At 41.7% G+C, this 20,411-nt stretch carries 11 protein-coding genes; 5 read left to right on the plus strand and 6 right to left on the minus strand.

Annotation, left to right across the window (positions count from 1 at the left end; all coding sequences use genetic code 11):
• Positions 1-520: 520 nt before the first annotated feature.
• Positions 521-3,454: a T9SS type A sorting domain-containing protein gene (locus DFQ04_RS17275; RefSeq protein WP_449353863.1), complete on the plus strand. Its 2,934-nt coding sequence runs from the start codon at positions 521-523 to the stop codon at positions 3,452-3,454.
• 36 nt (positions 3,455-3,490) lie between these two features.
• On the opposite strand, the gene DFQ04_RS17280 is transcribed toward DFQ04_RS17275, so the two are convergent.
• Together DFQ04_RS17280 and DFQ04_RS17285 are read right to left on the minus strand one after the other, a co-directional pair.
• On the minus strand, positions 3,491-7,843 hold the full coding sequence (locus tag DFQ04_RS17280; protein ID WP_133558191.1) for a hypothetical protein: 4,353 nt from the start codon (positions 7,841-7,843) through the stop codon (positions 3,491-3,493).
• Positions 7,844-8,886: 1,043 nt separating this feature from the next.
• Positions 8,887-9,921 carry an RluA family pseudouridine synthase gene (locus tag DFQ04_RS17285; RefSeq protein WP_133558193.1) on the minus strand — a complete coding sequence of 345 codons (1,035 nt, stop codon included), beginning with the start codon at positions 9,919-9,921 and terminating at the stop codon, positions 8,887-8,889.
• A gap of 19 nt (positions 9,922-9,940) precedes the next feature.
• Here DFQ04_RS17285 and DFQ04_RS17290 point away from each other — a divergent pair, with 19 nt between their 5' ends.
• Positions 9,941-10,885: a 1-aminocyclopropane-1-carboxylate deaminase/D-cysteine desulfhydrase gene (locus DFQ04_RS17290; protein ID WP_317129609.1), complete on the plus strand. Its 945-nt coding sequence runs from the start codon at positions 9,941-9,943 to the stop codon at positions 10,883-10,885.
• On the opposite strand, the gene DFQ04_RS17295 is transcribed toward DFQ04_RS17290, so the two are convergent.
• The 3 genes from DFQ04_RS17295 to DFQ04_RS17305 are packed head-to-tail and all read right to left on the minus strand — an operon-like array spanning position 10,869 to position 14,820.
• Entirely contained in the window at positions 10,869-11,504 is a 636-nt protein-coding gene (locus tag DFQ04_RS17295; protein WP_133558195.1) for an AlbA family DNA-binding domain-containing protein, read from the minus strand. The genes DFQ04_RS17290 and DFQ04_RS17295 overlap by 17 nt on opposite strands.
• Positions 11,505-11,521: 17 nt before the next feature.
• Entirely contained in the window at positions 11,522-13,564 is a 2,043-nt protein-coding gene (gene uvrB / locus DFQ04_RS17300; RefSeq protein WP_133558197.1) for an excinuclease ABC subunit UvrB, read from the minus strand.
• 59 nt (positions 13,565-13,623) lie between these two features.
• On the minus strand, positions 13,624-14,820 hold the full coding sequence (locus DFQ04_RS17305) for a lipoprotein N-acyltransferase Lnb domain-containing protein (protein WP_133558200.1): 1,197 nt from the start codon (positions 14,818-14,820) through the stop codon (positions 13,624-13,626).
• A 101-nt stretch (positions 14,821-14,921) separates the two neighbouring features.
• Here DFQ04_RS17305 and DFQ04_RS17310 point away from each other — a divergent pair, with 101 nt between their 5' ends.
• Genes DFQ04_RS17310 through DFQ04_RS17320 form a run of 3 tightly spaced genes read left to right on the plus strand, consistent with a single transcriptional unit; the run spans position 14,922 to position 19,003 of the window.
• Entirely contained in the window at positions 14,922-17,147 is a 2,226-nt protein-coding gene (locus DFQ04_RS17310) for a T9SS type A sorting domain-containing protein (RefSeq protein WP_166637323.1), read from the plus strand.
• Between the two features lie 55 nt (positions 17,148-17,202).
• Positions 17,203-18,516, plus strand: a complete 1,314-nt coding sequence (locus tag DFQ04_RS17315; RefSeq protein ID WP_133558204.1) for a gluconate:H+ symporter — start codon at positions 17,203-17,205, stop codon at positions 18,514-18,516.
• 22 nt (positions 18,517-18,538) lie between these two features.
• Entirely contained in the window at positions 18,539-19,003 is a 465-nt protein-coding gene (locus tag DFQ04_RS17320; RefSeq protein WP_133558205.1) for a RidA family protein, read from the plus strand.
• Here the strand turns inward: DFQ04_RS17320 and DFQ04_RS17325 are convergent.
• Entirely contained in the window at positions 19,000-20,391 is a 1,392-nt protein-coding gene (locus DFQ04_RS17325) for an MltF family protein (RefSeq protein WP_133558207.1), read from the minus strand. The genes DFQ04_RS17320 and DFQ04_RS17325 overlap by 4 nt on opposite strands.
• Positions 20,392-20,411: the final 20 nt, after the last annotated feature.

A 20,411-nucleotide genomic window follows, 5' to 3' on the forward strand; every position in this document is an offset into this window, starting at 1 on the left:
TGCGACCACAGCTACCAACAGCACTGGATTCAACTGGACCCTGAGCAATCCTGCCGCTGGAAGTATTAATCCTACTACCGGTCTTATGACTTGGGCAAATGGATTTAGCGGTACCGTGGATATCCAAGTTACGGCCAATGGATGTAATGGACCTTCTGCTCAAACGGTACGAACCATAACCATAACACCTACCGTCGGAACACCTACTGCCATTACAGGCACTCCTCCCACCTGCCAGCTGACCAACGGAACAACAACCACAGCTTTTGCGACCACAGCTACCAACAGCACTGGATTCAACTGGACCCTGAGCAATCCTGCCGCTGGAAGTATTAATCCTACTACCGGTCTTATGACTTGGGCAAATGGATTTAGCGGTACCGTGGATATCCAAGTTACGGCCAATGGATGTAATGGACCTTCTGCTCAAACGGTACGAACCATAACCATCAATCCAAACCCTACCGCTACTGCAGGCCCTGCCTTAACCGCTATCTGCCAGGGTGCTACTTCAGCTCCTATGGGTGGAAGTGTCGGTGGAGGAGCTACCGGGGGAACCTGGAGCGGTGGTGCTGGCACTTGGACAAATCCAACCGACCCTGCCAATGCAACCTATACTGCCGGGGCCGCTGAGTCGGGAACCGTTACCCTCACACTAACTACCAGCGGAGGTTCTTGTGGCACGACAACCGTAACCAAAAACATTACTATCAACCCATTAGCCACAGTAGATCCCACTTCAGTTCCTTATCCAAGTGTTTGTATTAGTTCCCCTTCTCTAACTCCGTTTACCCAAAACACAACTGGAGTTACGGCTATTTCAGGTAACGGTACTCCTGGGGCAAATGGATTACCTCCGGGTATTTCTGCCAATTTTAATTCATCAACAGGCGTTATTACCTTTTCTGGAACAGCTACAACTCCAGGTATATATAATTATTCAATTCCAATAACTGGGGGTACATGTTTTACAGGGCTTTCAGCTACTGGTACTATTGAAGTATCTCCAAACTATACATTAAATTCTGTAAGTTCTGTTTCTGCCTCCTTTAATGGAGGACCTGCTACAATTACAATTTCCGGAAATCCATCCATCCTTACAGATGGAAAATATATAGTGAGCTATACTTTAGGGCTAGGTAATAGCGGTACCTATACAACTTCACCTCTTGGATTTGATGTTAGAAATGGTGTAGGAACATTCCAAACTACTGGAATTGCCAACCCAGAACTGACTCAATTGGTCATTACAAGTATTAAAAAAACCACTGATGTCTGTACAGTTCCTCTTGATCCGAATAGTCTAAACAACACCACATTTTTCGGGATCTGTAGCGCTGTATTCACAGGCAATGGTACTTTTTTTGTCCCTGCCAATATTTATGAAGTAACCATTAAAGTTTGGGGAGGAGGAGGAAAGGGAGGCAATTCCATCAACGGTACTGGTGGTGGTGGTGGTGGTGGTGGGGGTTACTCCACAATTACCATTCCGGTAACTCCTGGAGAACCTATGGCAGTATACGTAGGTCAGGGAGGGGTTCCAGCATCTCCAAATGGCGGAAGGACATATGTAACCCGAGATTCTTCACTACCATACACAAGCGGATTGGTTTCTGCAGAGGGCGGATCTGCAGGAAATAATGGGGGTGCGGCTGTTAATCCAGGAGCAGGCGGAGCAGGAGGCAATGGTACTTCTATGAATGGAGTTGCTGGTTTACCAAATTCAGGAACGAATGGAGGTAATGGGGGTAATGGTGCAAATAGCACTGGAACAGGGGGAAAAGGTGCCACTACTAGTAGTAATAATTCAACAGTTGGAACCTCACCTGGAGGAGGAGGTGGAGGAGCCAGAGGAAATAATAATGAAGGGGCAAATGGAGGTAATGGAATTGTTCTAATCTCCTATTCTTGTCCAGACTCAAACCAACTGGATTGTATTGAAATAATTGATGATGGCACAGTGTCTGGTACTACACTAATCAGATTTAATTGTAATTATACATGGACTGCTCCTCAAGGATTGACAAATTTCAATGTTTGGGTAGGAGCTGGTGGAGGCGGAGGTGGAGCAGGAACTGCAGCAGGCGGAGGTGGAGCTGGTGGGGTTAACTCAGGTGCAATATCAACGACAAACCCTTATGGACTTCCCGCAAACTCTAATTTTACTGTGTTGGTAGGAACTGGAGGAGCAGGGGCTGTATCTAGTGTACAAAGAGGTTCAAATGGCTTACCTTCATCCGTAGCTGGAACTGTAGATGGGGCCAATACTTCTATTTCAGCAAATGGTGGTGGTGGTGGTGGCTCTTCTGGCTCTTCGACCACTGTGAACGGAAATGCTGGTGGCTCTGGAGGAGGAGGAGGGGCTATAAGAAATAATGGCTTAGAGATAGTTGGTCTTGGTGGTATAGGCACGCATGGAGGGAAAGGTGGAGATTCTGATGTAAGATTTCAGGGCCAACAACAAGCAATCGCTGGTGGTGGTGGTGGTGGAATTCTTGGTGCCGGATTTCCTGGGAATGGTAATGGTAACGGAACTGCTTTTGGAGGAAATGGAGGTAATGCACAACAGTTTACCATAGGATCGACAACTTTTCATTTTGGAGCTGGTGGTGGTGGATTAGGTACTAACTTTAATGGAAATGAATTCCCTGGATTAGGAGGGGTGAATGTTTTAGGTGCTACCCTTGGAGGAAATGCAAATCCTTTTCTGTTCGACGAAAAGAAAAACCAAAATAATGATCCTGATCCTATTGGTCAAAATAATGGTGGTAATGGGGCTCCTGGCACTGGATCAGGTGGAGGTGCTGGATATGACAGGGGTGGTAGCGGAGGCCGAGGTGTGGTTTATATTTCTTTTCCAAACATCCGTATTCTCCCAATAGATTTCCTCTACTTCGACGCCAAGTATAACCCTAATCTAAGGACAGGAGACTTGAAATGGGCTACTTCCAAAGAATGGGAAAACTCCCACTTCGAAATTGAGCGGGCGATTAATGGTATCAAAAACTGGTCAGTAATTGATCAGGTGGCAGGTGCGGGCTATTCAGATAAACCTGTGGAGTATAGCTATACAGACAAGAATCTTCCTGCTAGCGGAGGGAATATCTTCTACCGCTTGAAGCAGGTTGACTTGGATGGTAATTTCTCCTACAGCGTTACCCGATCTATTCAAGTAGAACCTGTAAAAGGCGCTTCTTCTTGGATAATCTATCCAAATCCAACCAATGGAAGGGAATTTAACTTGGAGTTAATCCAAACTGAGCAGGTTCTTGAAGGCGAAGTAAATGCCATGATCAGCACCTCTACAGGACAAACTCAATTCTTTACTGAATCAAATCTGGAAATATTGAGTGAGCAGATTGGAACATACTTGCAAACCAAAGCAGCAGGTGTCTATGTGCTGAACCTTTCCTGGAATGGAAAATCAGAATCTTACCGAATCATCAAAAAGTAAAGGGATCAAATGATCCCTTTTTTTATTTGTTAATTATTAATCCTCTTCTTCCTTTCTGAGTTCATCTGGAATCTTAGGCTGTCCTAAACCGAAGGTGCCTCGCAATCCACTGAAGGTGGCTTTCCACCAGGAACTGAAAATGAATTTCCTTTTATCCCTTTCTAAGTAAATTCTTCGAGCGACTACCTTTTTACCCCCTGCCCTAGGATTATTGTTTTTGGCTATTAGATTGGCCCCAAAGGTGTAAATCTTCAGCTTTCCAAGTCCACGTTCGTAGGTCAAACTATCCACAAACTGGATTTTCAAATCCGTATAGCCAAAGGCCATTTTCCCGATTGCATAATCTTCATTCAGCCTAAAATCCCATTGCCCTCCCGTTACAGTGCCATCAATCGCTTTTACGAATAAAGTCTTCTCCATAAAGTCATTCACCTCAGCGAAACGGAATTTGTCCAAAGAAACGGTTACATCCATCGGATACTTCTCTGTGAAATACATGAGGGATTGGAGCTGGACATTGGATTCATTCATGATTTTGGCTTGGATTCCCAGTCGTACCTGATCCGTAGGGAATTCATCCTTATTTCTTCTGAGGTAAAATGGAGCCAGATCTACTTGAATCGAGTCAAAACTAATCATACCCGGTAAATTCCCCTTTGGGGCCATTTCAAAATATCTCACTCGACTATTCCTGACCTGAACCGCATTGATATCCGCATCAATTTTGGCATGAGTCATCAGGTATTGAGGCATATATTTTAAAATTGTCGTGTCTGCTGGATATCTCTTGTCCCGGAATAAATCCAATTCCGCTCCTTCAAGGGTAACTACATCCGCTATAAGTTTATTTTCTCCAAAATAAGCAGCCGGATCGAGTCCACTGATATTTAGACTTTTTACACGTGCAGTCACGGCATCTGTTTGGAAAGGCATACTTCTGAGATGCGCATAGTTTCCTTTTACAGGACGATAGTATAGCCCTTCTATTTTCAGACCTCCATCTTGATAGGAAATTTGATCAAAACTCACTTTATACAAACTGTCAGGAGTTTCGATTTGGTAGTCATTCATGGAAAATGAAATATTTTTCCTTGCCAATTCCTCCAGATTGACCTTTTGCTCCTTTTTCAAAAAGTCAAATTGAAGATCTGATACACTCAAATTCACCTCATTAAAGTCCATTCTTGGATCAGGATCTTTTCCTTTTCTATGAATTTGGAAGTCTCCGTTGACCACTTGAAAATCTCCCAAAACGATTGACTCAACCAAGGACTTTGGGTTCTTGGGCTTGGTGGGTTTGTCGGTTCGGTCTGCCTTTAAAGTATCCAGATAAATATCCACTTTCGGATTTACCATTTTCACTTTTCGCATGTCAAAGGTTTTGGTTTTCAAAACTTCTGGCAAATGGTTGTTAACAATTGCCAATTGATCCATCTGGGCTTCGATGACTGGACTTCCTACCATTCCAAAATGATCCTTGGGAGTAATTTTTAGATTGGAAAAAACCAGTTCTTGTCGACTATCCGCCAACTGAACCGCGTTAAAACTTATCGTATGGACACTATCTGGAAGCGCGAAAACAAAGTTTTTGAGATCTAAACTGGCCTGAGAATAAACACTCCTCAAATCAGTTTTATCCAAAACCAAAGTATCCAAATGAAAGTCACGGATTAGGAATCCAAACTCCGTTTGCACGGATCTTTGCGCATCATTTTCTGCAAGAAAATTCAGTTGAAGAAAGGAGTTTTTGGCGGTAATGGTATCGATATTAATCCAGTCGATTGCTTTAGTTGCTTTTTTTGGACCTCTATTCCCAGCCTCTTTTTTAAGTAGAATTTGTCGATCAATCCCGATTTCCACCAGGCCTTGATCGAATTCCAGTTTTTGAAGATCCAGAATATTTTGAAAAACAAATTCTTCAATATCCACTCCGATTAAGGCAACTTTCGGGAAATCCAATCCAATCGCTATACGGCTTCCCAGATCATTCCCGGGTTGCAAGGTCAGATTTTCAAAAAAGATGGTTTGATCTTTTGAATTATACTTGAGGACTCCGGCCTCGGCCAGGTATTTCCCGTTCGCCAAACTGAAAGAGTAATTGGAGAACCTTAGGTCAATTTCTTCGGAGAAAAGTGTCTTTCCAGTCAAGCTAGTATCACCTGGATCCAAAGAAAAATTCTTCAAACGGAGAGAGAAATTATCCTCCTGAAAACTGGTCTTTTTTTCTCCCCCAAGGCTTTGGTAATTGATCTTTGCCTGATCGAGATTGACAGAATCTATACTAATCGAGTTAAAATACCCCAATAGTAGTCCCCTGATATCATCCGTAGAGGTAGGTGCAGCGGCAGCAACTTGACTTTTCTTTTCTTTTGCCCGGTAGTTGGTGATCTGAAAATCAGGCTTTGGTAATGAAATTTTCCCGATGCTCAAGGTCTGATCAAAAAACACAGATTTGATATCAATCCCTTCTGCCCTAAATAAGGGCACAGAGAAATTGATCGCAGCGGTTTTACCATAGGAATCCAGAAGAGTTTGAATTTGCTCTTCGCTCTGAGGCTGGATTTTCAAATTCCTTACTTCAAGTAGTTGGTTTCTTGAGTCAATTTTAAGGTTATCTGCGAAAATCAAGTGAAGATTATCCTTAATCTTTAGCCTATAATTATCCAGGGAAAGGTAGATTTCTTCAGTATAAAACTGATCTTGAAGCGGTAATAAGGTATCTGGCTTGATATGCAATCCTTCCAAAAGGATGCTGAATTTATCAAATCCAAGATCATTGCTCCTCCTTCCGCTTTCGTCCTTGAATTGAATTACGCCTTCCCGAACTTCAAATTTTTCAATTTCAGCTTCGCTTAAAAAGCCAGCAACTATTTCGCTGAGTGGGGCTTTTGTAGATTCAGACTTGACTTTTTGGTACTCTGTAAATTCCACATCGGGTCGGTCTACCAATACATCCCGAACTGAAAAAATACCTTCATTATAAAGCTTTTTCAGGTCCAATTGGTCTAGGGTAAACTCAGGTAAAGAAACCTGAATCAAATTATTGATTGAGTTTTTTTCTGCCGCTCCAGGTCTTGGAGAAATAGTCAGATTTTCTACAAACAGGTTATTTCGGAATGAAGAAACCGAAACCTTCTCTCCTTCCAAGAGATGGACATTATCCCCCAAATACAACCTTCCCCCTTTGATTTCCATGGAGGCATCCTCCCCATAAAAGAATTGATTTTGCCTTCTCAGGGAATCCTCACCCAGATAAAACTGGATCATTTTAAAGTTCAGCTCATCAATCTCAATCCTGTTTTTAAGGGTATCAGAAATCTGGGATTTGGTGAACTGTCCATTGTTGATCGAAAGTTCCTTGATCGCAATGGAATTCAGATTTCCTTTGATCAAATCATTCAGGTCACCCGTAGCCGTGGAATCAGATTTAGGTTGCGGATTACTGGCTACACTGAATTTTGGCGCATTAAGAATCAATTCATCAATTAATAACTCGGAAGTCATGAAAGCCCGATTCAAATCCACATTACCCAGTAAAAGTTTATCCAACTTAACATCGTAATAGGATTTACTGGGAACTTTTCGATCAGAAGTGAGAGAGAATTTTTGGATATCAATAAGGTTATCCAGAGAGGAAATAAAGACTCGGTCTGCCAAAATAGAATGAACCCCATCAGGAAGAGGGAAAGAAACCTCTTCCAATTCAAATTCAAAGCCTCTTGCGTTAAAAGGCGTTTTCCACACACCTTTGGTAGTTAAATCTATTTCCCGCACAAAAAGCTTAGTATCATTGGCCTTCAGATTTCCCTTACTTAAAAAATTAAAGAAAAATACATTGGCGTGATCAATTTCAACTTCCTCGATTCGTAATCCAGCCAAATTCAGCTTGCTAATACTTTTCTGGATTTCTAGCTCCAATTGCTTGATTGGGGAGATATCTTTTCCAGATTTAACCTTCTTTTTGGCTTTTTCCTGATTGGGAGGAAGTTTCAATTCCACACTGGGATTGTCAAGATAAATTTTGGAAATCGTGAATTCCTTTTCAGAAAAATCAAACCAAAAACCACTCAATCCAACTTGATCCAAGGTAAAATCAAACAAGGCCTGATTTTCATCCGGTATCCTGGAATCTACCGGCTTCATCACTAAGCCATCCATAAAAACGCCCCTTCTCAAAAGCGAAAGATTGATCCGGTTAAAGTCAATCTCATAAACTTCCTTAGTGGCTTCGTTTATCTTTCTCTGAGCGTATTTTGAAAGGAAAATATTGGAGCCGAAATAGAGCACAAACTCTAAAAAAAGCAGGACTAAAATCAGCCTAAGAATAATCCCCACAATCTTCTTCCGGAGAGGGTGTGCATTTTTAAAAGAGTGAATTTTTGAGGGCATTAAGAAAAACTAAATTTTCATCGAGAAGATACTAACAAAAATTCTAATTGGCAGAAATGAAAAAGGCAACATTGCTGTTGCCTTAATTTTGCTGTAGGAGAAGGATTCGAACCTCCACGGGGCAGTTAGGCTATAGTCCGGTTTGAATTACGCTTTGTGCTGGGTTCCCCACCCCCGAGACAGGAGGGCTTGTCTGCCAATTTCAACATCCTACAGTATGATGTTTTAAAATTTGATCTTTTTGAAATTGCCCGTTAGCAATTTTCACCTAACCCTCTGATAACCAAAAAGCTCAAAATGAGCTTTCAGTTATCGAATAATAGGTTTAAGAATTTGATGCTTCAAAATTAGAAAAATGATTCATTTATTAATCTTTTTGCAAGTTTTATTTTATTTTTTTACATTATTTTAAATAATAATAGATTTTTATTGAATAATTAAAAATTAAACAAAGGATTTAAAACAGTTTGTTAGAAAATTGCTAATAAGGGAAAATAGAGTCAAAATAATTTTAAAATTCATTCATTTGACCAAATTAAATTCTTTGTTATAAAATTTAGGCAATAAAAAAACCATGAAATAAAATTCCATGGTCTTAGTCAATTAACAATAAACCCAAAATAACCTGCTGTAGGAGAAGGATTCGAACCTCCACGGAGTAGTTAGGCAAATTTACGAGCTCGCTAAAATGCTTTGTCCCAGACTCTCCACCCCCGAGACAGGAGGGCTTGTCTGCCAGTTTCAACATCCTACAGTATGTGTGTTTTAAATCTTGCTATCCACCTTTGTGGATCAGATTGTTGATTCAAATATAGCACAAGGGAATCAGTTATTGCAAATAATTCAAATTATTTGGTAAAAATTTACATTATTTTTAAGGAAAACGATTGAATAATGACGTTTTGGAAAATAATTGAAGAATTTTACCCTTGATTTTAGGGATTTATTAACAGGATGGTTAAAAAATATATTTAATTCATTAAAAAGAGTGTTTTTATACGTTTTCGGTAAAGAATTAGATATTTTATTGCCTATTCTATAGTTTATTCATGCTTTACGTAATTTTCCCATTTTTCTAAAACCCCTGAAAAATCAGCTGGTAATGGGGCCTCAAAGTACAATTTTGCCTTGGTCAAGGGGTGTATGAATCCAAGACTCATCGCATGAAGAGCTTGCCTTGGCATCAGATCAAAGCAGTTTTGAATAAAAGTCTTGTATTTGGCAAACTGGGTTCCTTTGCGGATTTTATCACCCCCATACATGGCATCATTAAACAAGGGATGTCCCAAAAACTTCATATGGGCCCTAATCTGGTGAGTTCTTCCAGTTTCCAAATTGCATTGAATCAAAGACACATAGCGAAGTCTTTTGATAACTTTCCAATGGGTCACCGCATGCTTCCCTTGACTTCCATCGGGAAATACATCCATGACTTTCCGGTCTTTGGCACTTCTCCCGACATTACCTATGATCGTCCCAGAATCTTGCTCCGGTTCACCCCAGACAAGCGCCAAATAGGTTCTGTCAATCGTATGATGGAAAAACTGTGCTGCCAATGGAGTCATAGCCTCTTCCGTTTTTGCTATGACCAAAAGCCCTGAGGTATCCTTGTCGATTCGATGAACCAAGCCCGGCCTACCCACATTTCCTTTCATCTCGGGCAAATGCTGGAAATGGTAAACCAATGCATTGACCAAAGTACCCGTCCAATTTCCATGAGCAGGATGAACCACCATACCGGCTGGTTTATTGACTACCAGGAGATCCTTATCCTCATAAATTATATCAAGGGGGATATTTTCAGGAATGACTTCTGTGTCTCGGGGCGGTTTTTCAAAGAGTACCCTGATTTCATCCAAAGGCTTGATCTTATAGTTGGATTTGGTCATTTGCCCATTGACCAAAATAGCCCCGGTATCTATCGCCTGCTGCACTTTATTTCGAGTAGCAAAGGCAACTTTCTCGGTCAAAAATTTATCTATCCGAATAGGAGATTGTCCCTTGTCCACCAAAATCCGGTAGTGCTCGTACAATTCTAACTCGTCTTCTTCAAAGTCTTCCTCTGGGCGTTGGCTCATTCCACAAAAATAGAAGGATGTGGCTAACTTTGGCGAAAGTTTGATCATGCTTCTGCCTTCAACCACGGAAATTCAGTTTTTATCCCATCAGATTCTTCAAGAAAAGAAGGTTGAACTTGGTATTCTCCGTTTGGACAAAATCCATAATCAGGTATCCGGCAATAAATTTTTCAAGCTCAAATACAATCTCAAAGAAGCCAAAAGATTAGGAAAAAAAACCATCCTGACTTTTGGAGGAGCATATTCCAATCATATTTATGCCACGGCTGCAGCGGCAAAACTAGCCGGATTGAATTCCATCGGGATTATTCGCGGAGATGGATTTGACGAAAATAATCCAACCTTAAGCTACGGAAGAAACCAGGGGATGAACCTGCACTTTGTGGATAGAGAAAAATATAGAGCTAAAACTTCAAAACAATTTTTAGAAGAATTGAAGGGCATCTTTGGAGATTTTTACCTAATCCCTGAGGGAGGCACAAATCATTTCGCAATCCAGGGCACAAAAGAAATTTTGACTTCCTCAACTCATGAGTCCACCCACATTTGTACATCAGTGGGTACTGGGGGAACATTTGTAGGATTGGCTACTAGTATCCGTTCTGGTCAAGAATTGCTTGGTTTCTCTTCCCTAAAAGGTGAATTCATTAGAGACGAAATTCAGGCCTTATTGAAAGAATTTGAAATAAATCCTCAAGGAAAAATCGAATTGATAACTCAATATCATTTTGGAGGCTATGCGAAGTGGAAACCAGAATTGATCGAATTTTTACACTGGTTTCATTCGGAATTTGGGATCGCAATTGACCCAGTTTATACTGGAAAGATGGCTTATGGCATTTGGGAGCTTTTTAAAAAAGATTATTTCCCTCCTAACTCAAAAATCTTGATGATTCACACTGGAGGGCTTCAGGGGAATCTTGGTTTTGTTCAGAGAACTGGAATTGCTATTCCTTTAGGGTAAAATAATCCTCCCCTTCTTGGGGGTGAATCCGGAGTACATTCGCTGTGACTAATCTAACCAAGGTTTTGGAAGCCAAAAATTTGGGGATTTGGGCTTTCTTGGAAAACTCTTTCAAGGTGATTTTTTCATTTTCCCCCAATAGTTTCATCAAAATCTCCTCCTTTCTCCCATAGGTGAAAACGGTGTCCCTAGGAGTTCGGCTTTTCTTCAAAATCTCCCAAACTTCTTTACTGGCTTGGACACTTCTGTCGCCCACTCGGATAAAGGCTTGATTTTTCTCTTTTTCCTTCAAAAAATGAGGTCGATCTTGGCTCAAAGGAATCCGAAATACGGCAACTCCTTTCTTCTCATTAAGCTTTAAAGTAAATACCTCGAAGGAAAGCTTGGGAAAAATCAGCTCCCGAATAGCTTTTTCCATTACAAAAATCTCCTCCTCGATGAATTTTTGCCCGCTGACTGTACCATCGTCATCAACCCCTATCAACAAATCCCCTCCTTCGGTATTGGCAAAAGCGATGACCTCCCGAATGATTTTCTCCGGAAAGGAAGCCTTCTTTTTAAATTCTATACGAAGACCTTCGCCTTTTGAAGCTAAAGCTCTCACTTCTTGAAGAGTCATTGAAAAAGATTTTAGTATCAATTACCCAAACCTCGATTGAGGTCTTCGAGTCTTTTCTTTTGGGCCTGCCATTCGTCACGAAGCCTAGCTGCTTCCATGAAATTCAACTCTTTGGCGGCCTTTTCCATTTGCTTTTGAGTCTGCAAAATCAGCTTTTCGAGTTTGTCTTTACTCAAATATTGAACCACCGGATCAGCTGCCATTTGCGCTTCTCCAGGCATAGGCTCAGCATAAACTTTCGCATTTTTCTTGCTGTCTGCCACCTTGGTTTGACCCATGATTTTATCTCGAGATTTGATCACGGTTTTCGGGGTGATTCCATTTTTCTCGTTATAGGCTAGTTGAAGAGCCCTTCTTCGCTTGGTTTCATCGATGGCAGATTGCATGGAATCTGTGATTTTATCCGCATACATGATCACCCTGCCTTCAGAATTTCTTGCAGCACGGCCGATTGTCTGCACCAAAGACCTTTCATTTCTCAAGAAACCTTCCTTATCTGCATCCAAAATCGCAACCAATGAAACCTCAGGTAAGTCCAATCCTTCCCTGAGCAAATTCACTCCCACCAAAACGTCAAAAATCCCAAGCCTCAGCTCACGAAGGATTTCCACTCGATCAAGGGTTTTTACTTCCGAATGGATATATCTCGACTTGACTCCTGCCCGCTCCAAAAACTTTTGAAGCTCTTCAGCCATCCTTTTAGTCAAGGTGGTCACCAAGACTCGAGCATCGGTTTTGATAGTTTGGTCTATTTCTTCCAGCAAATCATCGATCTGATTCTGACTAGGTCGAACTTCTATAGTTGGATCTAACAATCCCGTAGGTCGGATGATTTGCTCTACAACGACACCTTCAGTAAGAGCGAGCTCATAATCAGCTGGAGTCGCGGAGACATAAATTACCTGATTGGCCAGCTCTTCGAATTCATCAAATTTTAAGGGTCTGTTGTCCAAAGCAGAAGGCAAACGGAAGCCGTAATCCACCAAGTTGACTTTTCTGGATCGGTCCCCACCCCACATGGCCCTAACTTGAGGGACTGTCACGTGACTTTCATCAATCACCAAAAGGTAATCATCGGGGAAATAATCCAACAAGCAGAATGGTCTTGCTCCTGCCTGTCTCCGATCAAAGTATCTGGAATAATTTTCCACACCTGAACAATAGCCTAGCTCCCGGATCATTTCCAAATCAAACTCGGTTCGCTCCTGAAGTCTTTTTGCCTCCAAAAATTTCCCTTCTTTTTCAAAGAAATTAACCTGAGCTACCATGTCATCCTGAATTTCATGGATGGCAGTTTGGATAGTGTCTCTTCCCGTTACAAATAGGTTTGCGGGGAAAATAGAAATGATCTTTTCATCAGAAAGTTTCTTTCCGGTGCTTGGCTCTATCCGTTGTATCGCTTCAATTTCATCCCCCCAGAAAAATATTCTGTAAGCAAAATCTGCATAGGCCACGAAAATATCTACGGTATCTCCTTTAACTCTGAAAGTACCATGAGTCAAATCTTGTTGAGTTCGGCTGTAGAGAATATCTACCAATTTAAAAAGCAGCTGATTCCTGGGAATACGGTCTCCTTCCTGCAATCGGACTACATTTTTTCCAAACTCCTCTGGATTTCCAATACCATAAATACAGGAAACAGAGGCCACCACAATCACGTCCCGTCTTCCTGAAAGCAAGGAAGAAGTAGCGCTTAATCGAAGCTTTTCAATTTCATCATTGATGCTGAGATCCTTTTCGATATAGGTCCCAGAACTGGGAATGAAAGCTTCTGGCTGGTAATAGTCATAGTAGGAAATAAAGTACTCGACTGCATTTTCAGGGAAAAACTGCTTAAACTCCCCGTACAGCTGGGCTGCAAGGGTTTTGTTATGGCTTAAAACCAGTGTAGGTCTTTGGGTTTGTTGAATGACATTCGCAATGGTAAATGTTTTTCCTGAACCCGTAACACCTAAAAGCACCTGAGCCGAATCCCCGGACTCTACCCCTTCAGCCAACTGTTTGATGGCTTGGGGCTGATCCCCTGTGGGCTGATAATCTGAGGTCAGTCTAAACTCCATAACTTATTCCCAACACCGTTTCACCAGTAAAAGGTTTGCAAAACCAGAATTTTAATGCTTTACGCAATCCTGTCCTTGTTGTAATACAAATAATTACAACGGAGCAAAATCACCAAAAAAAGCGGAATCAAGGAAGGATGAAAGGATTGAATTCCTACAATCCAAATGAGCAAAGCCAGTACCGTTCCAATCAAGGCTGCCAAAAGATATTTCGAAACCCAAGGCTTGCCTGGATTTTTCCAAAGTCCCCATGCCAAAGCCAAATGTCCGGGGAATGCCCAAAGGATATTCCAATTGTATTTAGTGGCTGAGTGATCTGTGAAAAACCACAAAAACACGATTAATACGCCCAGTAAGCCCAAGATTGTAAAAAGGGTAATGTCCAAACCTTTAAACAAGCGGCCTTTTTTGTGACCGATGAAAGTAAGAAGGGCCACGAATACCGCGAAAACCCAAAATAGCAAATAGGGATTGAGCAAACCGTAACTCGAGTCTTCCTCCGGGTATTCTAAAATCACCCGCGTCTCCTTCACCAAAGGCCGGGTTGGACCATCTCCTTCTACTGTGGCTCGGGCAAAAGCCTGCTCCATGTATTCAGGCAGATATTGAGCCTCGTATGGGCTGGCATTTCTGTCAATAACAGCTCCTAGGGCTAAATCGATTCCCAAATCCGCCCAAGGCAAAGGATAAACATATTCGTCAATTAGATCCCGGAAAGTTTTCTCCTGAGGTTCTGAGGGATCATTCCAAATCAACTGCTTCCCAATCGCGATTTCAAAGGCATCCCTAATTTTGGTCGCGCAATTATTGAAAAAGAAATCATACTTATAAAATCTCCTCGCCGGATCGTATTGTGCTTGAAGATGCTGGACCAAAAAGTCTTTTTGCTCTCCTGTAAGATCCAAAACCTGCTCACGCACTCCCCGCTTAAAGTAATCGTACTCGATGATAAACTGATCGTAAGTGGTCACGCTCAGCATATAGTTGAGTTTCCCAGTTGCAAACTTTCCGTAAAAATTGGGAGTATTGAAATCAAAAGTGCCAAAATTGAATACCAGATCCCTTCCCTGCGAACCGATTTCACGCACCCGAATGGCGCTATGCCCAAAACTGGAATACAACTCTTTTCCCGGATCGCAGGTCAATAAACTGACTTCGTAGACTTGGGCCTGCACAGGAGCTAAACTAATGATAATCAGTAAAAAAAATAAGACTATGCTTTTATTTTTCAGGAAGATTTTTTTTAACTTAAACATACTTTTTAACTACTTTTTATATGGATGCTTTTTGGTTTATACCATCCAAGTTGTCTTCAATAATCTGCCGAATATACAGGTTATTCCTCGCAGTTGTTGGCATGATTTTCTTCTATTCTGGAGGGGTTTGTCAGGAAATCAATTCCTACAAAACTATCGTTTCTGGAGACTTTCCCAATCCTGCAATCTGGGTAGTATGGAATGGTTCAACTTGGAATCCCGCATCCAGCAAACCCAATTCCACCAATGATATTTACATAGACCAAACTCATACGCTAAGATTAGTCGCTAACGAAGAGGTCAAAAGTGTCTTTATCAACGCGGAAACTGGAGCTGGCCAAAAACTAAATCTAAATAACTTTAATCTAAACATTTACGGTACTCTAAATGCCTTTTCTGGTCCTGCACCGGGCACTCCAGATAATGCCTGGAATAGCCAGAACTGGATCGGAAATTCCATTTCCAGCAGAATAACCTTTAAAGGAGATTCCAGAGTAATCATCAGAAAATCCAGTTGGAGTGCCCAAACCACTCAAAGCCGTTTTTCGGTAATTTTTGAAGCCAACCCAGGTGAAACTTTTACCCTAGAAGCGCCACTAAAGGCACTTTCTTTCACAGTAAGAAGTGGAATACTTTTTCAGAAAATAGATACCAGCGTCATTCCAAATGCCTGTTTTACGCTATCATTTAATACAGAAACAACCGTTTATGGAATTGGTCCTTTCGGGAATATGAGCATTGAAGACGGGGCCACATTTATATCCGAGTGTAATGCAAATATTCTAAACCGATCGACTAGCGGTTCGATCAGTGCCTTAAACTTTGACTTGCAGAATGGAGGAACTTTAATTCTTGAGGGAAATGCACCAAAAATCGAGGCCGCAAACTTTCAACTCAATGGAAATCTAATTTTCAGGGGAGGTACCTCACCAAAATCCTATTTAGGCAGTTCTTATCCAGATGCCGCTACACCTCAGGCAGCAAAAAACATAGAACTTCAAGGAAATCAGAACCTAACTCTTCCCAACACCTTGTTCTTATTTGGCGACTTGATCAAGTCTGGCTCGGGTAACTTTATCACCAATTCAACACATCTAATTCTAGCTGGATCTTCCAATCAAGAAATCAAAGGATTCTCACTTTCCATTCAGGATCTTACCCTTTCGAAAACTGGAGGAATATTTTTCCCAAAAAATGATTTAACCATAACCAGGAGCTTAACCCTCACACAAGGAAGAATTGATTTCGAAGGGAAAAACCTGATTTTTAACACTTCGGGTTTAGGCAACTATTCCTTTACCGGGGGAAGTTGGAAAAACATGGGATTACTTACTTTATCAAACCTACCGGCTGTCTTAACTAGCAGTAATTCCACTTTCCCCTTTGAAGACAGCAAAAATGGAGGAATTCGAAAGGTCCAACTGCTCGGAAATTCTCCAGGAGGGAGCCTGAATATTAGTTTTACGGAATTCAAAGGTGCTGATTTCGACCCCGGGTTTGACGACTCGGACGGAAGTCCAATCCTATATCGGCTTTTCAGCTTCTTCCAATTTTCAGGCTCCAATCTTAACTCCACTCCCATTGAACTGAGAATTTCAGCTGATAAATTGATCGTGGACAATGTGGACGATTTAAGAATTGTCTGTACAGGATACCCAGCCCCAGGGACACATATTCCGGGGACTGATCCAGTCAATCTTTGGGCGATTCGAAGTTTGAAATGGGAGGACTTGGCTGGAAAAAATTTCACCGTAGGTAGTTACCGAGTGCTAAGCATTTTACCTGTGATCTGGTTAAGTGAAAAAGCAGAAACAAAGCCTCAGGGAAATTTGATTTCTTGGACTCTCGCTTCAGAGAAAGACAATTTACTCTTCGAAATTTACAGAAGTGAGGATTGGGAAAAAGGCTGGGAAAAAGTTGGGACTATTCCTTCAAAAGGAAATTCCTCAACAAAGGTAGATTATGAGTTTTTAGATCAAACATCAGATATTTTTAGATCCTATTTTTATCAGATTCGGCAATTTGACCTTTTAGGAGAATCTTGGAGTAAAGTCCTCAGTACTGAACCTTTGAAAAAATGGGAGAAGCCTCATCTACTAATTTTCCCAAATCCCTATTCTAGTGGAAAACTCAGACTCGAATTCCCCAGAACAAATGACCAATATGCTTGGGTAAGTATTCAAAATTCATCAGGAAAAAGCTTATTCAATGGGCCATTAGATGAAAACACGATTTCGGATTTCATAGAACCACTCAGTCCAGGAATCTACTTTATCACCATTATTTCAGGTTCAAATCAGTATTCCGGCAAATTGATCAAAAAGTAAAAGCAGTTCCTTCGCTCTTTTTTTTAACTTACTCCTTAAACAATACTCCCAACCTATGACCTTTCTTCTTGTACTGCTTAGCATTGCTATTTTGGTTTTGCTGATTGTCTGGGCTAAGCTCAATCCTTTCCTTTCCTTTCTGATTGCCTCCATTGCTGCCGGACTGATGCTGGGACTACCGGCTGATCAGGTAGCAAAATCTGTCCAAAAAGGAATGGGTGGACTTTTGGGTGACTTGGTTATCGTGATTGTCACCGGAGCGATGTTGGGAAAATTGGTAGCAGAAAGCGGCGCAGCTCAGAGAATTGCAGGTTTCTTAATGAAAATATTCGGAGAGAAATACATCACCTGGGCGATGGCTTTTACAGGTTTGATCGTGGGAATCCCTCTATTTTACAATGTGGGATTTGTATTGCTTGTCCCCTTGGCATTTACGGTTTCCTATCAGTTTCGACTTCCGGCCGTGTATGTGGGTATGCCACTTTTGGCTGCCCTTTCGGTAACTCATGGCTTTTTGCCTCCACATCCTTCCCCTGCGGCATTGGTTGCCCAGTTTGATGCCAATATGGGATTGACACTTTTTTATGGTTTTCTGATTGCCATACCCACGATCATTATTGCGGGGCCAGTATTTGCACCCTTTTTGAAAAACATCAAATCCACTCCGCTCAAAACTTTCCAGGCAGAACCCAAACCTGAGCATGAGCTTCCTGGCATTGGAAATAGCCTTTTTACCGCGCTCTTGCCGGTTTTCCTCCTAGTTGGAACGACGGTTCTTAGCCTAAACACCGCTCAGGATGATGCCTTAGGACCAATCGTAGGATTTATTTCTGACCCTGGTGTGGTGATGTTGGTTTCCTTGCTCTTTGCGACTTTTTCATTGGGGATAGGAAGAAATACCAAAATGACTCAAATCATGGACACCTATACGGAAGCGACAAAGGATGTTTCCATGATTTTATTGATTGTCGCTGGAGCGGGTGCTTTGAAGCAGATATTCACCGATTCTGGAGTTAGTCAAACCATTGCAGAAAGTTTAAAAACCTGGGATATGCATCCTTTGGTTTTGGCTTGGTTGATTACTTCCGTTATTCGGGTTTGCGTAGGTTCAGCGACTGTGGCTGGATTAACTACTGCGGGGATTATCGCTCCATTGGTCACTACCATGAATGTTGACCCCAACCTTTTGGTACTCTCTATCGGAGCGGGAAGCTTGATGTTTTCCCATTTCAATGACGGTGGATTTTGGATGTTTAAGGAGTTTTTCAATGTCAGCATTAAAGATACCCTTAAGTCTTGGTCACTTATGGAAACCATCGTCGCAGTCTTTGGCCTGATTGGGGTCCTTATTTTAGATCTATTTGTATAATTTCAGCATAAAAAATAAACGCATGCAGACTCCTGACAAGAATTTTGAAAAACTAGGATTGACTCTACCTCCTGCTCCCAAGCCACTGGGAGTGTATAAACCCTGCCTGATTGATGGAAAATACCTTTACCTATCCGGTCATGGGACAGTTCAGGAAGACGGTACTTTAATTATCGGACGAATCGGGGATGATATGGATATGGATCAAGGGAAGTTGGCAGCTCGTCAAGTTGGACTTGCCATGCTTGCCACGATCAAAGCAAACCTAGGTTCCTTTGACAAGGTCAAGCGGGTAATCAAAGTGTTAGGAATGGTCAATTGCACTCCCTCGTTCGGAAGACATCCCTATGTAATCAATGGATGCAGTGAATTATTTGCTGCGGTTTGGGGAGAGGAAAATGGAATTGGAGTTCGGTCTGCCGTGGGGATGGGATCTCTTCCTGATAACATCCCTGTAGAGATTGAAGCCTTATTTGAACTTCATTAAGGATTAATTAGGGCTCGGTAGGATTCATACAACCCTAGAATATCCCGAACATAATTGACGGCTATGTGGCCTTTCGCATAGCCGCTCCTTACCACTGGGTCCCTGTAATACTCAGGATCACTTTTTAGATTAAGGAAATAAGAAACATCCTCCCAGCTTTGGGTATTTTTCCCATACTTCATGGTAAGCCTCCAAGCGTCTTCCACATGACCCTGGCCGATATTATAAGAGGCCAAAATAAACTTGATGCGCTCATTGGATTCAGGAACTCTTTCCATCCAAAACTTATCCAAGTATTGAAGGTATTTGACACCGCCGCGCAGGGATTCCCTAGGATCATTTGGATTTTCAACACCGAATCGTTGAAGAGTTACGGGCATCAATTGGAGCAAACCTTCCGCACCTGCATAGGAAAGGGCAGTGGTGTCAAACCCTGATTCTTTATACACCAAAGCTGCCAATAATCTCCAATCCCAGCCCAGATCGGAGGCATTTTCCTGAATTAGTTCATCGTAAACTGAGATTCTGTTTCCACCTAAAGAGGAGAATTGACTATTTGCCCGGTAAAAACTATTCCTAGGGCTTAGGAAATACTTGGCATATAACTCCGGAATAAACCTTTTCTTTTTTTCAGCCAACCAAGTATTGATTTCTGAAAGGAGTTTTGGGGAATTTTTTCTCACAGCCCAAGAAATCGTCCCATCTTCAGAAACCTTCAGGGAAACATCCAATCCTTGATAGTAGGTTTGGTTAGCTTTGGCAATATTCCGATCTGCTATAGTCCAGTTAATTTTTTGATCGGCTATTTGGTCGATAAGCGTCTCTTCATGCTCATCGGAAATCTTAATGTTGAAATCCAACTGAAGAGAATCTTTGATGGATTGTAGTTGCTTAGAATAAACCGTTCCTTTTCTCACGTAAATCGTATCATACCCAATTTCATCCCATGTCACTGGTTTTTCAAATGGTTTTCTCCCTACGATAACTGTACTCATGGTACCCAAATAATGGGTAAAAGCCACTCGATCCCTTCGTTCTCGGGAGTTTTCCAGATTGATAGCAAGTATATCCACCTTCCCCTCTTCCAGAAGGTCAAATGCCTGATCAATGTCTGAGACAACTACAAATTCTACCTGAACACCGAGGAATTTCCCCAGATCTCTAAGCAATTCAAATTCATACCCCATCCTTCTTCCTCTATAGATATAATAGGAAGTGGAGTTATTGTCGACTGCAGCCCGAATGGTACCTCTAGCCTGAATTCCAGCCAAATCAAGAATATAGGGGCTCCGGAAAACCTGTTCCATGCGGTCTTCAAAGAAAGTACACTGTACACCGGAAAATAGGAGAATAAAGAAGGATACGATTCCTATGAGTGCTTTTTTCATACTAAGGGAAGAATCCCCAG

This window comes from Algoriphagus boseongensis, assembly GCF_004362805.1.
GTDB classification, from domain to species: Bacteria; Bacteroidota; Bacteroidia; order Cytophagales; family Cyclobacteriaceae; genus Algoriphagus; species Algoriphagus boseongensis.